The 24096-nt window shown below is 56.0% G+C and carries 16 protein-coding genes and 1 riboswitch; of the genes, 1 reads left to right on the forward strand and 15 read right to left on the reverse strand.

Annotated features, from left to right (window positions below):
• Positions 1 to 69: 69 nt before the first annotated feature.
• The 3 genes from NYE48_RS25390 to ftsE form a co-directional block, all read right to left on the reverse strand.
• A complete protein-coding gene (locus NYE48_RS25390; RefSeq protein ID WP_341000332.1) occupies positions 70 to 1350 on the reverse strand; it encodes a murein hydrolase activator EnvC family protein in 1281 nt (426 codons plus the stop codon).
• Positions 1351 to 1428: 78 nt separating this feature from the next.
• On the reverse strand, positions 1429 to 2343 hold the full coding sequence (ftsX, locus tag NYE48_RS25395) for a permease-like cell division protein FtsX (RefSeq protein WP_212949901.1): 915 nt from the start codon (positions 2341 to 2343) through the stop codon (positions 1429 to 1431).
• Entirely contained in the window at positions 2333 to 3019 is a 687-nt protein-coding gene (ftsE, locus tag NYE48_RS25400; protein ID WP_341000333.1) for a cell division ATP-binding protein FtsE, read from the reverse strand. Before ftsE ends, ftsX begins: the two co-directional genes overlap by 11 nt.
• A 211-nt stretch (positions 3020 to 3230) precedes the next feature.
• Here ftsE and NYE48_RS25405 point away from each other — a divergent pair, with 211 nt between their 5' ends.
• Positions 3231 to 4667 (forward strand): VanW family protein, encoded by a 1437-nt coding sequence (locus tag NYE48_RS25405; RefSeq protein ID WP_036710497.1) that lies wholly within the window; start codon positions 3231 to 3233, stop codon positions 4665 to 4667.
• 121 nt (positions 4668 to 4788) lie between these two features.
• On the opposite strand, the gene NYE48_RS25410 is transcribed toward NYE48_RS25405, so the two are convergent.
• From NYE48_RS25410 to NYE48_RS25465, 12 genes are all read right to left on the reverse strand, one after another.
• The gene (locus NYE48_RS25410; RefSeq protein WP_341000334.1) at positions 4789 to 6063 is read right to left on the reverse strand and encodes a methyl-accepting chemotaxis protein; all 1275 of its coding nucleotides are present in this window, start codon (positions 6061 to 6063) and stop codon (positions 4789 to 4791) included.
• A gap of 66 nt (positions 6064 to 6129) precedes the next feature.
• On the reverse strand, positions 6130 to 6474 hold the full coding sequence (locus NYE48_RS25415) for a hypothetical protein (protein ID WP_341000335.1): 345 nt from the start codon (positions 6472 to 6474) through the stop codon (positions 6130 to 6132).
• Between the two features lie 123 nt (positions 6475 to 6597).
• Positions 6598 to 13350, reverse strand: coding sequence for an amino acid adenylation domain-containing protein (locus tag NYE48_RS25420; RefSeq protein WP_341000336.1), 6753 nt, complete (start codon positions 13348 to 13350; stop codon positions 6598 to 6600).
• A 216-nt stretch (positions 13351 to 13566) separates the two neighbouring features.
• Positions 13567 to 13666, reverse strand: a riboswitch (cyclic di-GMP riboswitch).
• A gap of 130 nt (positions 13667 to 13796) precedes the next feature.
• A complete protein-coding gene (locus NYE48_RS25425; RefSeq protein ID WP_341000337.1) occupies positions 13797 to 14585 on the reverse strand; it encodes a 4'-phosphopantetheinyl transferase family protein in 789 nt (262 codons plus the stop codon).
• A gap of 47 nt (positions 14586 to 14632) precedes the next feature.
• Positions 14633 to 14788, reverse strand: coding sequence for a hypothetical protein (locus tag NYE48_RS25430; protein ID WP_197069973.1), 156 nt, complete (start codon positions 14786 to 14788; stop codon positions 14633 to 14635).
• A gap of 113 nt (positions 14789 to 14901) precedes the next feature.
• Positions 14902 to 16428 (reverse strand): MDR family MFS transporter, encoded by a 1527-nt coding sequence (locus tag NYE48_RS25435; protein ID WP_212949894.1) that lies wholly within the window; start codon positions 16426 to 16428, stop codon positions 14902 to 14904.
• 21 nt (positions 16429 to 16449) lie between these two features.
• Entirely contained in the window at positions 16450 to 17193 is a 744-nt protein-coding gene (locus NYE48_RS25440; RefSeq protein ID WP_341000338.1) for a cytoplasmic protein, read from the reverse strand.
• A gap of 31 nt (positions 17194 to 17224) precedes the next feature.
• A complete protein-coding gene (locus NYE48_RS25445) occupies positions 17225 to 17941 on the reverse strand; it encodes a hypothetical protein (protein WP_212949891.1) in 717 nt (238 codons plus the stop codon).
• Positions 17942 to 17943: 2 nt separating this feature from the next.
• Positions 17944 to 18582, reverse strand: coding sequence for a YhbD family protein (locus tag NYE48_RS25450; protein ID WP_036710478.1), 639 nt, complete (start codon positions 18580 to 18582; stop codon positions 17944 to 17946).
• A gap of 214 nt (positions 18583 to 18796) precedes the next feature.
• Positions 18797 to 21250: a glycoside hydrolase family 38 N-terminal domain-containing protein gene (locus NYE48_RS25455; RefSeq protein WP_341000339.1), complete on the reverse strand. Its 2454-nt coding sequence runs from the start codon at positions 21248 to 21250 to the stop codon at positions 18797 to 18799.
• 63 nt (positions 21251 to 21313) lie between these two features.
• On the reverse strand, positions 21314 to 22234 hold the full coding sequence (locus tag NYE48_RS25460; RefSeq protein ID WP_341000340.1) for an ROK family protein: 921 nt from the start codon (positions 22232 to 22234) through the stop codon (positions 21314 to 21316).
• Positions 22227 to 24026, reverse strand: coding sequence for a class I mannose-6-phosphate isomerase (locus NYE48_RS25465; RefSeq protein WP_341000341.1), 1800 nt, complete (start codon positions 24024 to 24026; stop codon positions 22227 to 22229). Before NYE48_RS25465 ends, NYE48_RS25460 begins: the two co-directional genes overlap by 8 nt.
• Between the last annotated feature and the right edge of the window lie 70 nt (positions 24027 to 24096).

Raw genomic sequence — 24096 nt, forward strand, 5'->3', positions numbered from 1 at the left:
GCCAAGCCTTGTAGGGACCAGTTCTAACCATTGTAGTATATGTCCGGCTTGTACGGAATATTTATGATCTTACAAATAAGGCATCGGATTCACAGGGTTGCCGTTCTCGCGGACCTCGAAATGCAAATGCGGGCCCGTTACCCGTCCCGTCGATCCGGATTCGGCAATCACCTGGCCGCGGCTGACGTGCTCGCCAACCTTCACCTTGATTCCGCCGCTGCGAATGTGGCCGTACAGCGTCCACATCCCGCCTCCATGATCGATAATAACACAGTAGCCGTATCCGCTCCACCATTCGGCAAGCGTGACGGTTCCTTCATCCGCCGCGTGGATCGGCGTTCCTTCCGGAACGGCCAAATCGACGCCCGTATGCATTTTGCCGACTTCCCCCGTCACCGGATGGACTCTTCGTCCGTATCCCGAAGACACCCGGGCGCCGCTAACCGGCATATATAACGGTCCGCCGTTGCCGGAGAATCCTCCGGAGCTTGCGACCGACGAGCTGGCCTTTTTCTTGGCCGCCGCGGCGGCCCTTTTCGCAGCCGCGGCCTTCGCTGCCGCCGCGCGTCTGGCTGCTTCTTCGGCCTTCAGCTTGTTTTTCTCCTGCTGCAGCGCCGAACGTTTGCTGACCAGGCTGACGAGCAATGCGTTTTGCTCTTCGCTGAGATCGTCCGAATCCTCGATCTGCTGATCGTATTTGGCGATAAGAATTTGCTTTTGTCTTTCATTTTCGTCCAGGATGGCTTTTTGGTTCTCCATCTCGGCGTACAGATCCTTCGCCTTGGCATACTGCCCTTCAAGCTCTTTTTTCTTCTCGAGCACGAGCGCTTTGTCCTTCTTATGCTGCTCGAGCAAATCCTTGTCCTGGTCCACGAAGTTTTTGAGCGTGTCCGCCCGTTCCAGGAAATCGGAAAAGCTCGTCGAAGACAGAAGCACTTCCAGGTAAGAGACGCTGCCGTCCGTGTACATCAGCCTGACGCGGGATTCCAGCATTTTCTCCCGGGACGCGATCCGGTCCTCCGCCGCGTCGAGCGCGGTGGCCGTCTCGCGGAGCTTGTCCTGGGTTTCGTCGATTTGGACCGAAATCTTGGTCAGCTTATTGCTGACCTGCTCGATCTGGTTCAACACGTACTGCAAATTTTGCGTCGTTTTATTTTTATAATGCTGCGCTTCCTGCTTCTGCGATTCGGCCTTTTCCTTTTGCTTTTTGGCCGCCTGCGCCTGCTGCTGCAGCACTCTTAACTCATGTTCGATTTGATCGACGGTTCTCTTTTTGGCGTAGCCCTCGGAGGGCTGGACAACGGCCGCCGCCAGCAAGACAACGGCAAGTACAGAGGCTATCTTTTTCAACTTGCGCTCCCCATCCTTTTCAAATAATCTTCCGTATGGAGTCGCCCTAGCTGCGGGCGCGTTCCTCGCGCGATTAACCTATACCTTCAAAAATTTGCGAATAGAGAGGGTCGTTCCCCACATGCCGATCAGGACGCCGAGCACGATCAGGAGGCCGCCCCACTGCCATAAATCGCTTACGGGCAGCAGCGACATCTGCAGCGTGAAATCGGAGCCCACGGTTGCCGCCAAACGGCTGTACCCGGCAAACAGGATCGCGACCGTGATGATCGAACCGATCAGGCCGATCAGCGTCCCTTCCACGAAAAACGGCCAGCGGATAAACGTGTTCGTCGCGCCCACCAGCTTCATGATCCCGATTTCCCGGCGCCGCGCAAGAATCGTGACCCGGATCGTGTTGGAAATGAGGAACATCGACATCACCGCAAGCCCGGCCACGAAAATGAATCCGATATTGCGCACCATGCGCGTGACTTTGAACAGCGTTTCAATCGTGCCTTTGCCGTATTTCACCTTCATGATCGGCTGCTGGTCGGCATGGCTCGCGTTTAACGCTTCGATTTTTTTGGAGACAAAAGGAACGGTCGTCGGTTCGTATACTTCGATCTTGAACGCGTCCGGAAGCGGATTGTTGTCCTTGTCGAACCCTTCGAGCAGCTCCTTGCCTTCATCGCCCATGCTCTTGCGGAAATCCTCGAGCCCTTGCTCCTTGGAGATGAAGTCGATCTTGCTGACTTCCGGCATGGCGGCAATTTCCTTCTGCACGGTTTCGCGCAGCTTCTGGTCCACGTTCAAATTCAGGTATGCCCGGATCTGCACCTGCTTGTCCGCTTTGTCCGCGATGGCGTTTACATTGAGTACAAGCAGAATAAATACGCCCAAAATGAATAGAGATACGATAATGGATACAATCGATGCGACGGACATCCAGCCGTTGCGGAATATGTTTTTCGCCCCTTCCCGCAAATGCCGCAAGAAGGTGTTAAAAGTCATATCCGTACTCTCCTCTCAGCTGGTCGCGCACGATGTTGCCGTGTTCGATCGCGATGACGCGCTTGCGCATCGTGTTCACGATATCCTTGTTGTGGGTGGCCATGACGATGGTCGTTCCGCGGAAGTTGATTTCGTCCAGAAGCTGCATGATGCCCCAGGACGTTTCGGGGTCGAGGTTACCGGTAGGCTCGTCCGCGATGATTACCGAGGGATTGTTGACGATCGCGCGGGCGATGGCGATGCGCTGCTGCTCTCCGCCGGAAAGCTGGGCGGGCTGGCGGTTCGCTTTGGCCTTCAGGCCGACCAGATCCAGCACTTCCATGACCCGTTTTTTCATCTGGCGTTTCGGGGTTTCGATGACTTCCATGGCAAACGCAACGTTTTCATACGCGGTAAGCTTCGGCAAAAGGCGGAAATCCTGAAAAATGACGCCGATGTTGCGTCTGACGTAAGGAATTTTCCGCTGCTGCAGCTTCCCTATATTAAACCCGTTTACGGAGATTTGCCCTTTCGTAGGCACCTCTTCGCGGTATATAAGTTTCATAAAGGTCGATTTTCCTGCGCCGGACGGGCCGACGACATATACGAATTCATTGCGGTCAATCTTGACGGACACCCCTTGAAGCGCATGGGTTCCGTTCGGGTACGTCTTCCACACATCCTGCATTTCGATCACTTCATTATCACTTCCTACATTACATAATTAGCCATTATAATTTCGACATGTTCCAGCTAATTCCTTTAAAAATCTTTCGGAATCACCATGATGTTTTTTATTGTAACAAATTTGTTACCTTTTGAGTACCCGAAATTTTTCCAATTTATTTACATATATATGAAAGACTGCATCAACCGCGTTTAATATGAAGCGAAAAAAGGTGGGAGCCATGAAAAAAGTTCATTTGACGCTGATCATCGTCGCCGCCATGGTGCTGATCGGTTCCGTCGCTGCCGGGGGCATACATCTTTATATCGGCCAAAACACGCTTCCGGATTACATTACGGTCGGCGGCTGGGACGTCGGCGGAAAGAAAAAGGACGAGGTCCTCCGGGAGCTGGACGCCAGGCTGAAACAGCTGGAGGAAAAGCCGCTGGCGGTGACGCTTGCCGCGAGCGACGGCCAGGACGTCAACATGACGCTAAAATCGGCGGGCGTCACGTTCGACGCGGCCGAATTCAAAAAAGCGGTTGCCGCCCTCGACGAAGGCAGCTGGCTGGACCGGCTCAAAGCTCGCCAACGGTTCAAACGGGAATGGACGCTGTCCCCGCGCTGGAATCGGGCGCTGATGAAGGAGCGGTTCGGGCCCGGATGGGAGGAAAAACAATTCGGCAGCCCCGTCAACGCCTCGCGCCGCATCGCCAAAAACGACAAGGTGGTCTATACCCCGGAAGTATCGGTGCCCCGGATCGATTGGGAAAACTTTACCCGAACGATGACGGCGCTCATTCCCAAAAGCTTCCCCGAGCCCGAAGACGCGGACGTGCCGCTGAAGATAAAGCTTCCTTTATATAACCTGAAACCGAAGGTAACGGTGAACAGCCTGAAGGAAGAAGGCATCGAGCGAAAAATCGTCGAGTCCAGCACCGGCCTCGGCTCCAGCGCCTCCGGCAGGGTATACAACGTCAGCTCCGCCGCTAAGGCCATCGACGGCATGGTGTTGAAGCCGGGGGAAATATTCGATTACGGGCAGGTCATCGCAAAGGCCGAGAAAACGTACGGCTTCCGCGAAGCCCCGGTCATTCTGAACGGGAAGCTCGTCCCGGGAATCGGCGGCGGCATCTGCCAGGTGTCCAGTACCGTGTACAATGCGGCGCTGCGGACCGGGCTGGAGATCGTGGAAAGGCGCAACCACTCCTTGCCGGTCAGCTATTTGCCCAAGGGGCTCGACGCCACGTTCGCCGAGGGCTCCATCAACTTCCGGTTCAAAAACACGACAGGCAAATCGCTGCTGATCCGCGCTTACGTGGAAGGCAACAATTTGACCGTCAAATTTTTCGGCACGTTTCCGAAAAACACCGAATACGAGCTGGAGACCCGAACCGTCGAGACGCTTCCCGTGAAGGAAAAATTCGTGCAGAACAAAGACATTCCGGCAGGCGCGCAAGAGGTGCTGCAGGAGGGCAAGCCCGGCTACGTCGTGGAAACCTATCAGATCAAGAAGGTGAACGGCGAGACCGTCGGGAAAAAACGCGTTTCCCGGGATACGTACCGACCGCAAAGCAGGCTGATCGCCGTTAATAACGGAAGCGCCGAAGCCGGCAGCGATTCCCAAGGCTCCAAAGAGCAGATCGTCGAAGACGGAATCAGCGGCCCGAATTTCTAGGGAAACGGGGAGCCCGCAATACAGAAGGCGGCCCTTCGCCAAAAGCGAAGAGGCCGCCTTCTTAATCTTATATGGACGAACAGGCGGATGCTGCGCAGCTCTCCGTCCATCCGATTGTTCTCTAACTCACGGGTTTTAAAGATATTTCGTGATCGCCGATCTGTTCGCGGTATTTCTGAATGGCCAGGTCCAGCCCTTTCGAATATTGGTTCAGCGTTTCGGTTGCAGCGGAAATTTGCTCCATGATGGAGTGATGCTCTTCGACGGCTTGCGTTACGTTGTTCATTTCCGACATCGTTTTCACGGCGATTTGCTCCGTTTTTTCCATGGTCACGACCAGCTGCTCCGCGCCTGCCGCGATTTCTTCGACGGCCGAGGATACTTCCTGGATTTGACCCGCTACCTCGCCGACCGAAAGCTTGATGAATTCGAATGAATCTCCGGCTTGGTTCACGACTTTTAACCCGTTTCCTACTTGTTCTGCCACCAGCTTGGTAGAATCGACCGCCTGCGCCGTTTCCTTCAGGATCGCCGATACGACCTTCGTCACTTGCTTGGCGGAATTGGAAGACTGCTCTGCCAGGTTTCGGATCTCGCCGGCAATGACGGAGAACCCTCTGCCCTCATCCCCGAAACGCGCTGCCTCAATGGCCGCATTCAACGAAAGCAGGTGCGTCTGTTCGGCGATTTCCCGGATCATGGCGACAAACGATACGACTTCGCGCGAGCTCTCGTCCAGCCGGTTCATCATCTCGACCAGGGAGCGAACCGTCGTATCGGCTTCGTCCATCTGCTTCATGGCTGCCAAAATCGCTTCCTGCCCTTCCGCGGATTTTTCGGACGATTCGCCTGCCGCCGCAGCCACCTCGTCGGCGCTGCCGGCGATGTGCCGGATCGCGTTGACCACGTCTCCCACCGTATTGGAACTGATCCGGATCATGTCGGTCTGCTGGCTTGCATCTTGGGATACGCCCAGCGTCGCTTCCTTGATCATGTCCGATACGTAAAAGCCCATTTCGGCGCTGGCTTTGACTTCTTCGATGGTACCCGCCATCTGCGAGATTTGGGTATTGAACTCTTCCGATAATTCCTTGTACTGAAGCCCGATCTTATGTATATGATCTTCCGATGCGCCTGCAAGCTCGCCGGAGATTCCGCCGCCGGTTACGGCCTGGCCCCGAACGTTCCCGGCCCCTGCCGTACGCAGCAGCCATACCGCGATCAAATAACCGACCGGTACCGTCAAAACAAGGCTTGCGATCAATCCCGCCCAACCGGGCAAACCGCATAAGAGACAAATCAGATTGATGATGACAACAGCTCCCGCAAAATATCCTGCGCCCGCCAGCCCTATTTTTCTGTATTGCTTTTGCATGTCGGGATTTTCGACTTTCATGGTGCATTTCACCCACCTATCCGGTTGCACCCGATGTCCGCGGACATCGGGTGCATGTTGTATGGATTAGTTTTTCAAGAACGCTTCCACGTCTTCCAGCTTTTCAAAGGAATCGACCACTTCGCCAAACATCCGTTTCATTTGAAGCTTGGATACGGCCGAACCGGTGTAGTAAGCCCATTTGGACAGTCCTTTTTGAACCGAAAGATCGCCCAGCGGGCTCAGTTTTTCGGCGACGTCCATCGTAAACAGCTTGCCTTCGCTCAAATCCGTCAGGCCCGTAAATCCTGGCTTGACTCCTTCAAGCGCCTTTTTGAAATCTTCGATGTACTGGTTGACGTTGTCCTTGTTGATTTCGCTCACTTTGACGGTAACACGGTTCAATCCGGCATCATAATTAATTGTGTACATGCTTTTTCCCCCATTTTTTATCAGGATAACGAATATCCCGAATAGAATATATTGGTTTTAGCATAAGCAAAAATCATAGATTTGTAAAGAAGAATTTACCGAATTATGTAGAATTATGCCGAATTAGATAAATCCTTCTTTTCTGCAATGGTTAAACATCTTATGGATCATTTCGCGGTCCAGCGAACTCCACGAAAAGCCAAATTTCGACAATATCTGCGTCGTCTTGCCGGAGAAAATCGTAAAAAATGTCGTAGACACCGTTTCTTCCATCCAGCCGTAATGCAGCATGATTTGTTCGATGACGCGCTTCGATTGTTCATCGTCGTATTGCTTCCCAAGATAATCGACAAATTTGTCGAATGATAGCAGATCGATCGTTTGGCCGAACGGATTTTCTTGCAAAACGGCGCCGATATTCGCTTCGTGCGGATTGGCGATATGGAACGATTCGTTCCGAAGCGCCCGGGAATCGGCCAGCAGCAAAATCGCCTTGCTTGCCTGATCGACATAGGTAAAATCGAAGTCGCTGTGCTCTCCCGGCGCGATGCCGAGCTCGAAAAACGACTTCATCGTCGTATAAAACGCGTTGTCCGCGATGTTTTGCTGGAACCTTCCCGTTTCGGAGTGGAACACGATGTTGCCGAGCCGGTAGATGTTCGTGACGATCCCGCGCTCCCGTGCGGCCAATACGAGGCGTTCCGCCTCATATTTCGTCCTGGCGTAATAATTCTCGAACCGCTGCCCTTTTTCCAGGTCGTATTCCGTAAAGCACACATGCGGTTCCCCCTCGACGACGCCTGTCGCAACGCCGAGCGTGGAGATGTGGTGCATATGCTTCGGCCGGCCTTCGGCGGCAAAGGCAAGCAGGTTGGCCGTCGCCTTCACGTTCTGCAGCTCGAAATCGGCATAACTTCCGTAATGTTTGACGTTGGCCGCCGAATGGATAATCGCGTCCGTTTGCTGCAGGAGTTTCTCATACGCCTGAACATCGAGTCCAAACCGGTCCCGGGTAATGTCGCCGGCATAGGCATGGATGCGTTCCCGATATAGCCCGAACCAATCCGGTCCGAAGTAATAGGCGCATTTTTGCCTCAGCCGCTCCTCGGCTTCGGCGTCCGACCCTGCCCGGACGATGGCGATGACGTTCCAATCTTTTTCGGTCATCGCTTCCCATAGCAAATGGGCTCCAAGATACCCCGTGGCCCCCGTCAGAAGCACGTTTCCGTATCCGTTCACGGCTGCCGTATCCAGCTGCTCGTAATTTCGGTTACGCTCGTTATACATTGTTTTATCGGCTGAAAGGTCGATATTTTTTAAGCCGGCGTACAGTTCTTTCACCTGCTCGAGCCTGGAGTGGAGATGGTTTGTTTTCGGTTTGATCTTGCTTGCCAGCTCCGCAATCGTCTGATGCTCGAAAATATCGTTCATGCCGATCTCGAACTGCTTCTGCAGCCGGGCGACGACGACCGTCGCTTTCAACGAGTGGCCGCCAAGCTCGAAGAAATTGTCATGGATCCCGACGTTGTCCACTTGAAGCACAGCCTGCCACACCTCGGCCACGGCCTGCTCCGTTTCCGTTCTCGGACCTACGTAATCCCTGCTTCGCCCCTGGGACGCGTCGGGCTCCGGCAGAGCCTTGCGGTCGATTTTCCCGTTCGGCGTCAGCGGCATTTCCGGCAGCTGCGTGAAATAAGAAGGAATCATGTAATCCGGCAAGGCCTTGCCGATATGCTCCCGCAGCTCGCTGACGGACATGTCGGCCGTCGCCGTGAAATAAGCGCATAAATAGTGGCCGCCTTTGCCGTCCTCTTTGGCCACGACGATCGTTTCCGACACCGCCGGATGGTTCAGCAGGCAATTTTCGATTTCGCCGAGCTCGATCCGGAAACCGCGGATTTTGACCTGGTGGTCAAGCCGGCCCAAAAACTCGATGGTGCCTTCCCGGGTCCATCTTGCCAAGTCGCCCGTTTTGTACATGCGTTCGCCTTGGATGAACGGGTTTGGCACGTAGCGCTCCCGGGTCATGTCCTCGTTGTTGTAATAACCGCGTCCGACGTTGTGCCCGGCAATGTACAGCTCCCCGGCCACGCCGACCGGCTGCGGCTGCAGGTTTTCGTTCACGATGTAAATCTGCGTATTGGCAATCGGCTTGCCGATCGGAGGCAGCTCCGGAATCGCCCCGTTCGGGTCGATCGTATGCGTCGTGACGACATGCGTTTCCGACGGTCCGTAATGGTTATGCAAATAGACGCCGTGCTTTTTCAGATGGGCGCGGAATTTTTCCGGCACGATGAGCTGTTCGCCCGCCGTGATGACATGTTTTACGGAAGACGGGAAACGGTCCGCGTATTCTTTTTCGTTCAAAATGAACTTCAGGAACGATACCGGCATAAACAGGATTTCGATGCCCTTGGTTTCGATATGTTCCAGCAGGTCGCCGACGCTCATCCGCAGATCGTTCGTGATCAAATGCAGCGTGCCGCCCGCCAGCAGCGTCGACCAGATTTCCTGCGAGCAGACGTCGAAGCTGATCGTGGTGAATTGAAGCACATTGCCGCCGTAATCGACGTTCGTAGCCTCGTATTCAAAATGAAGCAGGTTGACGATGTTCCGGTGCTCGATCATGACGCCCTTCGGTTTTCCGGTGGTCCCCGACGTATAGATGACGTACAGCAGGTCGGACGGTCCGTTCACGTGCGGCAAATCTTCCGTGCGGTCGCCGTAAGCGTCCTCGCCGTCGATCAGCAGCGTTTCGCCCCCAAAGGAGACTTGTCCGGCCAGATGCGACTGCGTCAGCAGCAGCCGGGTATGGCTGTTCTCCAGCATGTAGACGACGCGGTCCTGCGGATATTCGGGATCGATCGGCACGTAGGCTCCGCCCGCCTTCAGGATGGCAAGCAAGCCGACGATCATCTCGAACGAGCGGTCGACCATCAGCCCGACGACCTGATCCGGCACGACGCCTTTGTCGCGCAGCGTCCAGGCGAGCCGGTTGGCGCGTTCGTTCAATTCGCGGTAGGACATGCTGCGCGGGCCGAAGACAAGCGCTGTTTTCTCCGGCGTACGCCGCGCCTGCTCCTCGAACAAGCCGTGAATCGTCATTTGATCCCGGTAAGCCGAATCGGTCGCGTTTAATCCTTTTACGAGGAACTCATGCTCCTCTTCGTCCAAAATTTCGAGTTCGCACAGCATTTTGCCCGGATGGACCAGCGCATCGGCCAACAGCTGCAGGAAACGGGCGCCGAACGCCTCGATGCTTTGCCGTTCGAACAAATCCGTGCAGTACTGGAGGTCGATCCGAATGCCGGTTTCTTCCTCCGTCAAATCGACCATCAGGTCGTATTTCGAGATCGGATGGACATAAGGATAAAGGGACGTTTCCGCACCTTCCAGCCGAAGCTCGAGTTTGCCCGTGTTCTGCATGACGAACAGCGTGTCGAACAGCAGGTTGCGGCTTGGATCGCGCGGAATGTTCAATGAACGAACCAGTTCCTCCAGCTCGTAATCCTGATGTTCGAAAGCGCCGAGCAGCGCCGTCTTCACTTCCTGCAGCAGCTGCATGAAGGATTTGCGCTTTTCGGGATAGCAGCGGACAGGCAGCGTGTTGACGAACATGCCGATCACGGCGTGAAGCTCTTCGCGCAACCGTCCGGCAACCGGGACGCCCGTAATGATGTCCTCCTGGTTCGTGTAGCGGGACAGCAGCGCGTGATAACCCGCAAACAGCACCATAAACGGCGTGACGCCCGAATCGAGCGCGAACTTTTTAAGCCGGTCGGCCGTCTCTTCGGGAAGCCTGATCGTTACCGTATCCCCCGCAAAGCTCTGCTTGGCCGGGCGTTCCCGATCGGCCGGAAGCTGCAGGATCGGAAGCTCGCCGGACAATGTTTTTTCCCAATAAGCTTTATGGCCCCCGTTAGCCCTTCTTTCAGCCGAGTCCGCTTCCCAGACGGCAAAATCGGCAAAACCGATCGGCAGCTCACCGAGCGTTTCCCCGCGATACAATCGGGACAGCTCATCGAAAAAGACGTTGGCCGAGATGCCGTCGACCGCAATATGATGGAAATCGACCAACAGCACCTGGAGATCCGCATCCCCGCAGCGGATGAGCCAAGCACGCAGCAGCGGCGCCTTGGCGAGATCAAACGGCGTGATCAGGGAATGGATCAGGGCGCTCAGGTTTGGTTCGCTGGTTTCCTTCTGCCCAAGCTCGAACGGAACCTGGTCATGCAGCCGCTGCACGATTTCTTCGTTCTCCCATTGATAGGACGTGCGGAAAGCATCATGTCTGGCGATCATCGTACGGAATGCCTGTTCCAGCCGCGGCTGATCCACTTCCCCTTCGATCCGGAAAGCAAACGGCGCATTATAGGCCGTTCCGACCTGCTCCATCTGTTCGATGAAATAAAGCCTTTTTTGTGCCGAAGCAAGCGGATAACTTGTCCTTGCCGGGCCTTTCGCAATGACGTCCGGGCCTGTCCCGGCGGTTTCGGTTGCAGCCGCTTGCTCGTTGCGGCAAGACGATTCCGAAGCCGCTTGTTCGATCCATTCCGCTTGCTCCCGAACCGTCGGCCGTTCGAACAGCAGCGTGACCGGTACGGATGCGCCGAAACGCCGCTCAAGCTTGGCCTGCAGCAGGACGGCCTTCAGCGAATCCCCGCCCGCCGTAAAAAACGACTCGCAGGCGTCCACGCGGCCCAAGCCCAGCACTTCACTCCATATAGCCGCCACTTTTTCTTCCCATTCGCCGGCCGGGGCTTCGTAACGTCCCTCGTCGAGCGAAGCCGCGGGGGCGGGAAGCGCACGTCTGTCGACCTTGCCGTTGGCCGTTAGCGGAAGCTCTTGAAGCCCTACCAACTTGGAAGGAACCATGTAATCCGGCAATTGCTCCGCCAAAAAAGCCTTCATTTCGCCGTAGGCCAATTCCCCGTCCGCCACAACGTATGCGCACAAATATTTGGCGCCGGATGCGTCCTCGAGATCGACGACGACGGCTTCGGACACCTGCGGGTGCTGCAGCAGCCGGTGTTCGATTTCGCCGGTTTCGATCCGGAAGCCGCGGATTTTGACCTGGTGGTCGATCCGCCCGAGGAATTCGATGACGCCGTCTTCCGTCCATCTTGCCAAGTCCCCCGTCCGGTACAGCCGTTCTTCTCCGGTTATTCCTCCCGGCACAAACTTCTGCCCGGTCAGCTCCGGCTGGTTCAAATAACCGCGCGCCAGCCCGCTTCCGGCAATGCACAATTCGCCGGCAATGCCGACAGGCTGCGGATGCCCGTATGCGTCCAAAATGTAGACCCTCGAGTTATCGACCGGATAACCGATCGGAATGTTCGGCGTCAACTCCGTGACCTTATAGGCGGTCGTGACTACGGTGTTTTCCGTCGGGCCGTAGCAATTGTACAGATCATAGTTCTGCCTGCTGAACGATTTCAGCTTGTCCCCGCCCGTCAAAAGAACGCGCAGCGTCGGATGGTCCATCGTCATGAAATGCTCGCAGAACTGGGTCGGCAAAAAGCTGATCGTAATGCCGTGCTGCTTAAAGTACGCATGCAGCTGCGTCGAATCCAGGCGGATTTCTTCGGGAATGACGTGAATCGCCGCCCCCGACACCAGATACGGAAACATCTCCCACACGGAAGCGTCAAAGCCGAAGCCGGCGTATTTGGTGGCCCGGTCCTTCTCGGTCACTCCGAATTCCCGGATGTGCCAGGCGCACAGATTGACAAGCGATCGGTGCTCGACCATCACGCCTTTCGGCCTTCCCGTCGAACCGGAAGTGTAGATGACGTAAGCCATGTCGCCCGGTTCCGCAGATTCGCGCACATTCCGCATCTTTGCATCGGCAGCCTCCGATTCGCCGCGAATATCGGCAGAAAACTCCGCCGCGCAAACCATCCGGCCTTTGAAGCGGACTTTTCCGTCCAGTCTGACCTTCGGCTCGGTGACAAGCAGCTCCGTTCCGCTGTCTTCGAGCATATACGTGATGCGGTCGGCGGGATACGCCGGATCGATCGGCAAGTAGGCCGCGCCCGTTTTCAGGATCGCCAGCGTCCCGACGATCATCTCAAGGGACGGCGTCGCGATGATGCCGACGATTTGCTCGCGGCCGGCTCCCCTCCGTACCAATTCGCGGGCCAATCTGTCCGCTTTTTCGTTCAGCTCGCCGTACGTCAACGATTCGCCTTGGTAGACCACCGCGACGTTATCCGGAGCCTTGTGCGCCTGCTCCTCAAACAAGCCGTGGATGGTCCGGTCCAATTCGGCATGCGCAGCCGTTTGGTTCCAGCCCGCAAGCTGGGCCTCCTCTTCTTCCGTCAGCAGCTTCAAGCCGCCGATCGTCATGTTTGAACCTGCCGCCCATGCGGCCATGATATGCTGCAAATGCCGGCACATGCGGCGAATAAAATCGCCGGGGAACATGCCGTCCGCATGCCAAACCTCGAAGCCGCCCGCTTCGTGTAGGTGCAGCGAGACCGCCAGTTCAAATTTGCCCTGCAGCTCGTCCGGGCCTATGCCGCTTCCCGTCCAGATGGCGGTGTTGCATACCGGGGATCCTTCGTCCAGGCCGGCGCAAATACCGGCGATTTCATCGAAAGCCGCCGACTTGGCCGCATGCTCCGTCATGGCTGCGGCAACCTGAAGCACATGGCTTTGCAGCGCCGTTGCCCCGTCCGCCTTCGTTATGAGCGGATAGGCTTGCTCGGCGGATGCGACGACGGCGAACGCAACCTCCTCCCGGCGCAAATACCGGATCAGCAGCATGCCCCATGCCGCACTCAGCAGCACGCTTGGTTCAATACGCGCGGTCTCGCATGCCTGCCGAATTTGACGCCCCGTTTCCTTCGGCCAGCGATACATAACCCTTTGCATTGGAATGGGCGCCTTTCCGGAATGAATGCGCAGTATCGTCCGTTCTTCCAATTGCTTCACATACCGATTCCATTCATCCAAGTTGGACTTTCCTGTTGTTAACACCGACATGTTCATCTTTCCTTTGCTAGATCATAGGATTCATATATAAAAAAATTAAAAAACAAAAAAACTCTACTTGCCGAGAGTAGAGTTCCTTTGATCGCGAAAACGTCTTTCGGCAGCTGGCTGGCATAGCGAAAAGATCGAGGATCTTGCGCCTGAAGCCCCTTTAGCTTTGTGCCCCTGCCTTTCGGCAGGTTTACCTTTGGCTTGAGTTTTCAAAGTGCGATATTTCAGGTATTGCAGAAAATGAAAATGAAATATCTGAAAAATACACTTTTAATATATCATGTTTATAGTCAAAGTACAGGTTAGATCCTTCCAATAAGAGGCAATAAAAGTGTCTATATCCCGAAATTATGGGAATTGCCATAGGTTATCATTGGAAAAGCCCCCCCTCGCCCTGAATCCCCGGCTTCAGAACATGACTGTAACGCAGCCAGCAGCCCCCCCGGAGAAAAGCGCCGGACAACGACCGCTTGCTCCTCCAGCGGCATGCAAACGGATAACTTGTAGGCGGGGTCAAACGGGACGACTTGAAGATGCAGCTCCGGATCGATCCTGCCTTGATGCACGATGCGAATCCCGGAAGGATGCCTGACCGTCTCCAGCTTGGACAAGCCGATCGAAAGGCCTTTGCCGACGGCTTTGGAATAACTTTCTTTAAGCGTCCACAACTCGAAAAAAAAGGCATCCCGACGTTCGGCGGGCTGCCTTCTCCATTCAGTCAGCTCCCGTGGCGTAAAACACAACTCGGCTGCTTCCTCCTCCGCCCGGCCGATATGCTCGACATCGATGCCGATCGGTCCCCCGGCGCCCACGGCGCATACGACCCAATCCTTGGCATGGGACACGTTAAAATAATAGTCGGGAACGCCTGCCAGGAACGGTTTGCCGTAACCATCCCTGGCAAACTCCACGTTCCGGAGCCGGAGCCCCTTTTCGAGACAAGCCGTCACCCGCTTCAAGGCATCGGAAACGATCACGCGCTCCGCATCCCGCTCCGATCTGTGCCTCGCGGCCCGGGACCTTGCTTCATCAGGCAAAAAAGCGAGCAGCCGCTGCATATCCGCGCCGGCGCCTTCCCGCCAATCGTTAAGATTTACGGCATATATCGTCGCGATGCGTTTCACCTTCTCCCTTCCTCGCTCCTTGCATCGAAGGCCGTTTATGGCACAAGTCAAGGAATCAGTTTGAGCTTGCGCGCCTGCTCTTCGGTCAAAATAAATTCCTCGGCCGGCCATACCTCGTCTTCGTCGTCCACGCCGAACATGTTCATGACCTCGGGCCAAATTCCTTTTTCCACCGCTTCTTCCTGGGTAATAATCACTTTCATGAGCGACCAGCCTCCTCATGTTGACCGTATTTAATTCAAGTATTACCCAATCATGGACCCTTGTCGACAGCAAAATGGCATCCGGAGTGCAACGGCTCTGTTCGATCATCCCATTAAGCCTTCGTTCGGGATTGCGCGGGGGAAGGCTCTTGGGCGAACTGCATCCGCCCCGCGCCCATCATCGACACCGAAAGCAAGGCGAAAAACACCGGAAGGAGAGCCCACAGAAACGCATGTTCGACGGAAAGCGAAAGCGCCGCGCTGATTTTTTCCATGACGGGCTTCGGAATCAGCGCTCTCATCTCAGGCGATAAGAGCTGCTGCGGGTCGGCGTTTGCCGGCATGTTTTCCCCCGAACCCCCAAGCCTTTCCGCCAGTTGATTATTGAAATCGTTGCGCTGAATGATGCCGAACACGGTAATTCCGATCGTCATCCCGAGCGAACGCAGAAACGAAATCGTCGAGTTGGCCGACCCCCGCTGCCGCACATCCATCCCTTGGATGGCCGACATGCTGAGCACGGAAAACGAAAACCCGATGCCAAAGCCGGTAATCATCATATAAAGCGAAAGCACCGTCCGGGACGTTTCCGGCGTAATCGTGGCAAGCAAATACATGCCGAGCAAAAACACGACGGCCGAAAAAACCATGATTCTGCGGAACGTCATTTTGGCGGAAAGCATGCCGCCGACTTGCGAAGCGACAACCGAGCTCAGTGTAAGCGGAAGCAGTATCAATCCGGAGTTAGTCGCACTTCCACCCATGACGCCTTGGACGAAAATAGGAATGTACACCGCCGCCGTAATAAAAGCCGCCCCGTAAAACAATGCGGCCGCGCTGCTTGCCGCAAACAGCCTTTTCCGGAACATGCCGTACGAGATGATCGGTTCCGCCGCCTTGCGCTCAATCAGCAGGAACGCGATGAACAGCACGGCAAACGCCGCAAACAAACCTAAAATGACGAAGGAATCCCATGCATATGTGTTGCCGCCGAGCTCGAGCGCGAACATGAGGCTGACGACAGCGCCCACAAGCGTTGCCGCTCCCCAGACGTCGATTTTTTGCCGCGAATGCTCATGCGATTCCTTGTAAAAGAACACGACGAGCAGAAACGCGAGCAGCCCCAGCGGGATATTGATATAGAAAATCCAACGCCAATGCCAATAATCCGTAATATACGCTCCCATCAAAGGACCGAACAAATTCGCGATGCCGAAGACCGCGCCGAACATCCCTGACATTTTGCCCCGCTTCTCCGGCGGAAAAATGTCAAAAATGATCGTAAACGTAATCGGGATGAGCGCGCCGCCGCCAATCCCCTGAATGGCCCGATAGATGCTGAGCTCCGTAATCGTATGCGCCGTGCCGCACAGCATGGAGCCGATCAGGAAAACGACGATGCCGAAGACAAAAAATTTCTTCCTGCCGTACATATCCGACAGCTTCCCGAAAATCGGCATGCCCGCCATTTCGGCCACCATGTACGCCGATGTCACCCAAACGAATTGGTCGAGCCCGCCCAGCTCCCCGATCATCGTTCCCATGGCAGTCGCCACGATCGTATTATCGATGGCCGCGATCAGGATGCCGAGCAACAGCCCCGCAACGATCCATCCCAGCCTGTTCTTTTTAACCGCCATAAAAGCCTATCGCCCCTTTCCTCACCATTCGGCTTTGGCCGACTGCGAAACGACGGCTTCGGGATCCTGCTTCAATTCATCCTTGTATTCCACAAGGCCGATGCTGCATCCGGCGCCGATGGTGACGCTGCGTCCCCGGACCACGGCAGCTTTGGTATTTTCCAGCTCGACCGTATCTCCTTCGATCGTTTCCGCCGTAAGCATGCCGTCCGGCCCCATGAACAATTTCCCGAAAAGAGACATGCCGCTTCCTTTTTTGACGGTAATTCGGCTTCCGACCAGCTCCCGCAGCCGGCTGTGCCCGTGCAGCTTGAAATCCGCCTGCTCGGCATTCAGCATGCCGTTCACGTCGACCATTCCCCGGACAACCAGTTCTTCCATCTGGCAATCCGCGTTCGCCCGGAGCTCTCCCGTGATTTTCGCTTTTTCCGCCGACACCCGTCCGTCGACCGACATGACGCCGGAAATGGAGACGCTTTGAGCCGACAGGTCCCCGCCGATCCGCAGCTCCCCTTGCGTCCGGAAGCTCCCGCCGCTTGCGCTGCCGGCTACTTTCAGCGTGCCGGTGCAGGATACGCTCCCCGCCTGAAGCACCCCTTTCACCTCGGAATTGCCCAGGCATTTGAACATTTCGCATTCCGTGTCGGCATGGATGATCGCGTCGCCCATGATTTTAACGTTGCGGAAAGCCCCTCCGCCGGATTGGCCGTTGCCCGTCATTTTCAAATCGCCGCGGGTGCCGTTCGGATTTCCGTTTATATTCATGTCTCCGTTCCTCCTTTTAAATGTCCTTGCATTAAATCTGCTGCGCCTTTTCAATCGTGGCATCGTCTTCCCGAATCAGCCGGTCCTTATACTCCACGCGGCCGATTTTGCAGCCTTTGCCGATGCGCACGACATTCCCCCGCACAATATTCGCCTCCGTATATTCCAGGTCGATCTCGTCGCCTTCGATGACTTCTGCCTGAAGCCGGGCGGAAAATGCCGGAACGACCTGCTCGAGGACGCTGACCTTTTTGAACCGTTTGACCGATATCGCATCCCCGCCGATCTCATTGACCTTGCTGGGCATGCTCAGTTTGACGTCGATCATTCCGGCATTCAGCAAACCGCCGATGTTGAATCCGCCGTGAACGTGAAACCATTCGCACTGCACGCCGCCCCTTGTTTTCAAGCTGCCGAAAATTTCAACCTTCTCGCCGATCAGCCCGCCGGCGATGGACAAGCGTCCATTGGCCGTAAGCGATTCATGGCAGACCGCCTGATCCTTAAAAGTGACGAGCCCATCCAACATCATGCGGTTTGCGTTTACCCGGCCTTCGACCGTCGCCGTGCCGTTCACCGTGACGGCCTCGCTTTGCAGCGCCCCCTCCAACGTCAACGTGCCGTTGCTGTCGAAGGAAAGGCAGTCGGTGTCCCCGTTGATTTTCACCATGCCGTCCAGCCTGACATGAGAATACAAGCCGCCTTGAGACCTGCCGATGCCGGAAATGCTCATTTCTGTTCTTTCCATTCTTACGCCTCCGTTTCATTTAGCTTCAGCTTCAATTCCTCGATGGATGCCGCCAAAGGCAGCCGGAAAATCCATTTCGCGTCCTTGTCAAAATAAATTTGCTCCGCCGACTCCGCCAAAAACAGCAGCGGAACTCCCATTTTCCGGACCAAGGCTAATTCGCACGGTTTGGACGCAAACGCCCCGTAGTGCTCGCGCATGACCGCAATCAGCATTCTGCCTTCATCCCGCGTCATGTCTCCGCCTTGCAACAGCTTCTGCAGCACATATACCGTCAGGATATCGTCAAAAGATAACGTTTCCTGCCTTCCGGCCACTTCTTCAAATAATGCCAGCGAAATACTTGTAACAATGTTACGTTCTATAAGTTGGGCTGAGGACATCGACTGGATGTTCGAGCTCGGGGAAAACACATCCGCCAGCTCATCCAGCGACAATCCGTCTTTCATATTTTTTATGCGTTCGATCCGCTGCAGTATTTTATCCTTGGGAAAGAAGGTTTCCTGCCCCGTAAAGGCCGACTTACGGACAAACCACTCCTCGGGAATCAGGTTTTTGCGCTTCCAGCGGTACAGTTGCCCGTAGGAGATCCCCGTCAGCTCCAGCAGTTCCTTTTTCGAAATCAGATCCTCTTCGTTCATGACACCGCCTCCTTGCATCATAATGTAACATAACATTGTTACGTTGTAAATGGGTTTAAAACATTTTTATGATTTGCGGGATTGCGGCAATATACACTTGAAGACAGCAGAGACGGTTACGAACAGACGATTTCTGATACGAACGGGATCCCCGGAAATAAAAAAGAGCAGAATGCCGGATTCTGCTCTTACAATATACTTTGTTGCAACGATTTTATGAGTCCGCCCGCACGCGCCACACGGCAGCGCCGGAGCTCATCGCCCGGCAACGGCCGATCGCCTCTTCCGCTGTGCCAACGTCCTTTCTCCAATCGATGAAATAGCGGAATTCGTAAAATCCGCCCAGGGTTGCTTTGAAGTTGGTTTCCCAATAGTTGCTCATGGCCCATACGTAGAGGTGCCGTTCCGTCTCTTCGGTTTGCTGGGTGTGGAGCAGCCGTTTTCCGTGGTCCAGCGAACCTAACTGCACAAGCGGCGTATCCGGCGTGGCGATCATGAGAGCTCGGTTTTCTCCCGCAAAAGCCAGCCCCTCCTGAATGCAGTAGTAGTCCAGCAGCGTCCCCGGCAGCTGGTCGATCCCGGGACGGACGGGCGCGCCCGCTTTATCCAGCCATAGCGCCTCGGCATCCGGCAATCCGGAAGTGAACGGCAGCGAAATATATACGTTTTCCGGTTCCCATACGCTTTCTTTATGGAAACGGACGGAGACGTCGACCCGGCTTGATCCAGCATAAAGCTTCAGAAATACGGAATAACAGCTCATGCCGCGCGTTTCGAACTGCAGCTCCACGACTCCGTACAACGGGCCGTTCGAGACGGCCTTGGCCTTCGCAAGCCGCCCGACAAAGCGCTGCACGTTCAGCCCCTTGCGGTTACGGCCCATCGCGCTGCGCACGGCATACATGCTTCCCGAATTCGCAGGCCCTTCCGCAGGGGTCACTTCGTAAGCAGGCGTAAACGCCCCATGTTTCCGGTCCGCGCGGATCAAATCCTCTCCGGTTTCCTTGATGACCCAGGACACGATCCCTTCTTCGTTCCAGCGAATGTTTACGTGAGGGGATTCGGCCCCATGCTGCGAAAATACGCATGCATCCTTCGCTTCGCCTGACGGGTACATATCCTCGATGTCGTATACCGTGTCGGCGCCGACCAGCTTCACGTTGCTCGTCGTGACCGTCTTCGATGTTTTGGCGGGACGAACCGTGAATTGTTTCTGTTCCCCCGGCCCCAGGTCTACCTCGACCGAGGCGCACTGAACGCCGATTTGGTGCAATACCGCCTGCCCCGTGCTTTCGTCGACCACTTCCAGCCCGTCCTTAAAACGTTCGTTTTCGAAGCCGTCCCATTCCAAATCCGCCAGCTGCCTTAATGCATGCCGCTCGGTATTGGCCACCCGGTAACGGAAAGGGCGTCCGGGATACAGCAGGGCTCCGCCCAGAGCATGCCGGACTTTATCCAAGGCCAGATGGGCCAACCGGCTGGCGTTGGCGGCATAAGCCAGCTTGCGCGCCTCAAGCATCTGCACGTTCCAGTGCCACGGCGCATGCACCGAAGCATGGAATCCCCACGTATGCTCGGCATACATGACAAGCTGCTGCTCGATGCCGGATAGCTCCTCGCGGCTTACAGTCTGCTGCCGGGGGTCCAAGCTTTTCACTTTGCGCAGCGTTCGCTGGGCATCCCTGAACATTTGCGTGTGCATCGGCGTGGAGCTTACGCCGTCCGACCACCAGTCCGGCCAATCGCCGCGATAGACCGGAATTTCCGCATCCTGCTGCTTCAGATGGCTGAAAAATCGGCTTAACGTGGACATTTCAACCGTAATCCTGTCTCCGTGCAGCTCATTCCAGGAGCGAATGGCCCGCGCGATGTCCCCGTTCGGCGAGCCGTTGTCGGTAGCCAGTCCCGACACCATGACCGGCACAAAATCATACGGGTATCCTTCGTCCTCCAGCTTGCTTAAATACCGTTCGATGCGCGTTTTCATGATCTCTTCCCGGTTGTCCACGATGGCCGGCGTCCGGAATTCGTCGCGGATCATGTAGCTGCCGACGCCGTCCGGACAAAGGCCCAGCTCGTTCCCGAACATGTAATGCTCCCCGTTCCAGACGAGCAGCTTTCTTCCGTCCGGCGCTTCCCACCAGAACGGGGTCTGTTTGCGGCCCAGCGCAAACATGCCGTGATGCGTGTGGATGCAGGAAAACAGATGCGAAATGCCCGCATCCAGCAGGCTTTGCGCGTACCCCCAGCCGTAGCCGTTAATGTCGGCGGTCATCGCCGAGTCCACGGGACAGCCGATGGAGCGCCCGTATTCCGCCGCCTTGGCGTGGATGGCCCGCAGCAGATCCTCATCGGCAAGCTCCGTCATGTTCAGGTAGGTACCGGAAAGCTCAATATCGCCCTGCCGTACCGCCTCCGCAAAATCGCGCCGTTCTTCGCTGCCCGCCTCCTTCAGAAACTGCTCCACCGCCCAAAACGTCTCGCAGGTCCATTTGAAACCTGACCATTCGTCGCGTTTTCCGGATCGCATGTCTTTGCATATCCGGATGGCCTGTCGGATAAAATCCACATGATACTGCTCGATCCGTTCCTGCCTTTCCGTATAACCGATGTCCGTATGCGAATGGTGGATCACAAACATGCGCCACTTCCGGCTTGGTTTATTCATGAGTACCTCTCCCATCATGAAGATTTCATAAAAACGGTATTGACCCAATGTTCCATGGAAAAATCACTCGCGCTGCACGTCCGCAAAAAGCCGGCTTGCCCCTCTGAGCGCGCTTATCGACGTGTCCGCCGCTATTCGAACCGGAACGCCTCCCAGCCGGCCGGAGACGAACAGGTCCGCGGATTTGGCGATTTGCCCGCCGATCACGATCTCATCCGGCTGAAAAGAGCCGATCCAGGGAAGCAGCGCCTCCGACAGCCTTTCGCCGAATCGGCGGAACAATTGCACAACCTGCATTTCGCCGTCACGCGACCTGGCGGCCAACAATTTCACGTCTTCGTCCCCGTGCGCCACTCGCGGCACTCCCATTTCTTCGGCGAGCCGAACGATCCCTCTGCGCGAGATGTAATCGTCCAGCACCCCGTCCCGATAAGGCAGCCGATACAGCCAGCCTTCCTCCGGAACCCCTTCGCCCTGTTTGACCAGCCGTCCGCGGTTAACGAAAGCGGATCCAAGTCCCGTACCAAGCGTCAAATACATCGTTTTTTCCCCGGACCGCCCAGCGCCAAAGGCGTATTCGCCCAGCGCGAACAAAGCCGCGTCGTTTTCGATGGCAACCGCCGGGATGCCGCTCCACCTGCTTGCAAGCCCTGGAATCGCGCCGATTCTTGCCGTTAATTCCTCCCGAAGATTTACGCCGTACAAAGCCTCAAATTTGTTCAAGCCGCGGGTAAGGCAAATCCCCCGTTCATAATCGAAAGGGCCCGGGAAGGCCAGCCCGACGCCGCGGATGCCGCATTCGGGCGGAACCTGCTTCCCTTGAATGTCGACGAGATCCGTAAAATGCCGCAGCAGCGCCTCCTTCGTCTCGCCCGATCTTGCGGGATAAACCCGCGGAGGCCCTAACAGGCTTCCATCGACGCCAACCAGGCCCGCCTTGACATACGTGCCTCCCACGTCGAAAGCCAATACGACGTCACGCATGCGGATCAACCAGGCTGACGTTCCATTGCTTCGAAACGCCTGCTTTAATCAGCTTGCACGGACTGCCGCCCCGGTTCACGATCGTGTACGCGCCAAACGCGGCCGGAATGATGTAGGACTCCGCATAACGGAGCTCGGCGTACACCGCTCCATCCTCAAGCGAAACGACGGCGACGTGTTCCCCTTCGACCAAATTCAGCATGACGAACTCGCCTTCGGCCGCATCCTCCCAGCGGTCATCCAAATGGATGCGATGGACGTAAAACAGCAGATCTTCCCTTTCGCCCAGCACGTATTCCTCGTTGCTTCCCTGGGTCCTCAGCAGCCTTGGGCTTGGGATCAGGTTCTCCTGAACCCATTTCCCTTTGCGGGAGAAATCGATGTTGTCGAAAGCGTAATCGATGTTCATCGGCCGCGGCTTGCCGTCCAGATCCTTGCGCACGTAATCGTAAATCTTGAACGTGAACCACCAGGTCGTCGCGGAAATTTCCAGGACGAAGTTATCCTTTCCGGAGCAGTGGACCGTGCCGGTCGGAATGAGGTACAGGCCGCCTTTTTCGCTCTCCCATTCCTGCACGTAATCCGTGAAGGCGATCGGCTCGCCGGTAACCTGGGACCGTTCCGCCGCTTCGCGAAAAGCCTCGGGCGTGCACCCCTCCGTCAAACCGAGATAAACTTTGGCATCGCCCTGTTTTTCCATGACGTAATACGATTCCTGCTGCTCCATGAACTCGTTGAACCTCTCCCGGACAAAGCGCTGCTTCGGGTGAACCTGGCAGGAGAGGTTGTCGCCGTCCATCGTGTCCAAGTAGTCGAACCGCACCGGAAAATAATCGCCGAACAACCGCACGTTGCGCTCCCCCATGATCTCCATCGGGGCATGCGCCATGACCAGCAGGAACGGAATCTCCGCAACCCCTCCTCCGTGCGTGACAAGCAGCGAGTTTTCCGGCGCAATCGGCTCGAAGTTCCAGGCGCAGTTCACCATATCCTCCGGCAAATCCGCGATCCGTTTCATGTATTGTCCGCCCCACACGCCCGGCATCATAAACGGTTTGACCCGCAGCGGATAACGCGCGACATCGCGGATGGCGGCGATCAGATCGCCAGTGGCGAGCAGGGCGGGCCGGCTTGGGTCGTTCATGTCGACATACAGGTCGAAGGCTTCGAGCCGCTCCTTGCGGTAAGCCTCCAGCAGCGGCCATTCCACGAAATAAGCGATTTTATAGGCTTCGACGGCATCCACATTCCACGTGAACCCGAAGTTTAACAACCCCTGCTTGTGGCCAAGCTCCTGATATTCCCGGGAAACGTCGAGAAACATCGATGCGTCGCAGCGTCCGCCGCACAGCCACAAGGCGCCCGGGCCAAAGACGACGAATACCGTCCGTTCGGCTGCCGTTTCCGCGAGTCGCGCTGCATGCTCTTCAAAACGACGCTGCGAACCGTCCCTGAAATATTCGTCGATATTCCCTTCGGCGACGTATCCGAAAGCGCGGTTATTTGTTATGTTCCGCCGAAAATGTTCCCGAAGCTCCGCGCCCGATTTCAAATAACCGTACGTATCCGAAGCGGCGAATCGAAACCCTTGCTTTTCGGCATAAGGGATCAAACGTTTCAGCAGAGACTGGAAATCTGCGCCGTGCGTCCCGTCAATCACGATCGTTGTGACGTTGCCGTTTTGGCCTTGAGCCAGGGAAAAAGCCCGCTCCAGCACGGCTTCGTATCCTTGCAGAATGCCAAGTTCAAGCACGGCTTGCCGGACCCTATTCAACGGTCTTTTTTCAAACATAAGCTCCATCCTTTCCAACCGGGCCTATAAACGAAATTCAGCCCGCATCCCACGGGAAACCCCCGCGATC

It is taken from the genome of Paenibacillus sp. FSL M7-1455 (genome assembly GCF_038004655.1).
Taxonomy (GTDB): Bacteria; Bacillota; Bacilli; order Paenibacillales; family Paenibacillaceae; genus Paenibacillus_AQ; species Paenibacillus_AQ cookii.

Excerpts from the sequence above, each read along its gene's own strand:
- NYE48_RS25455 (WP_341000339.1), bottom strand. The coding sequence starts at position 21,250 with ATGAATAAACCAAGCCGGAAGTGGCGCATGTTTGTGATCCACCATTCG.
- NYE48_RS25430 (WP_197069973.1), bottom strand. The coding sequence starts at position 14,788 with ATGAAAGTGATTATTACCCAGGAAGAAGCGGTGGAAAAAGGAATTTGG.
- NYE48_RS25405 (WP_036710497.1), top strand. The coding sequence starts at position 3,231 with ATGAAAAAAGTTCATTTGACGCTGATCATCGTCGCCGCCATGGTGCTG.
- NYE48_RS25445 (WP_212949891.1), bottom strand. The coding sequence starts at position 17,941 with ATGGAAAGAACAGAAATGAGCATTTCCGGCATCGGCAGGTCTCAAGGC.
- NYE48_RS25460 (WP_341000340.1), bottom strand. The coding sequence starts at position 22,234 with ATGCGTGACGTCGTATTGGCTTTCGACGTGGGAGGCACGTATGTCAAG.
- ftsX (WP_212949901.1), bottom strand. The coding sequence starts at position 2,343 with ATGACTTTTAACACCTTCTTGCGGCATTTGCGGGAAGGGGCGAAAAAC.
- NYE48_RS25415 (WP_341000335.1), bottom strand. The coding sequence starts at position 6,474 with ATGTACACAATTAATTATGATGCCGGATTGAACCGTGTTACCGTCAAA.
- NYE48_RS25410 (WP_341000334.1), bottom strand. The coding sequence starts at position 6,063 with ATGAAAGTCGAAAATCCCGACATGCAAAAGCAATACAGAAAAATAGGG.
- NYE48_RS25435 (WP_212949894.1), bottom strand. The coding sequence starts at position 16,428 with ATGGCGGTTAAAAAGAACAGGCTGGGATGGATCGTTGCGGGGCTGTTG.
- NYE48_RS25465 (WP_341000341.1), bottom strand. The coding sequence starts at position 24,026 with ATGTTTGAAAAAAGACCGTTGAATAGGGTCCGGCAAGCCGTGCTTGAA.
- NYE48_RS25420 (WP_341000336.1), bottom strand. The coding sequence starts at position 13,350 with ATGCAAAGGGTTATGTATCGCTGGCCGAAGGAAACGGGGCGTCAAATT.
- NYE48_RS25440 (WP_341000338.1), bottom strand. The coding sequence starts at position 17,193 with ATGAATATAAACGGAAATCCGAACGGCACCCGCGGCGATTTGAAAATG.
- NYE48_RS25450 (WP_036710478.1), bottom strand. The coding sequence starts at position 18,582 with ATGAACGAAGAGGATCTGATTTCGAAAAAGGAACTGCTGGAGCTGACG.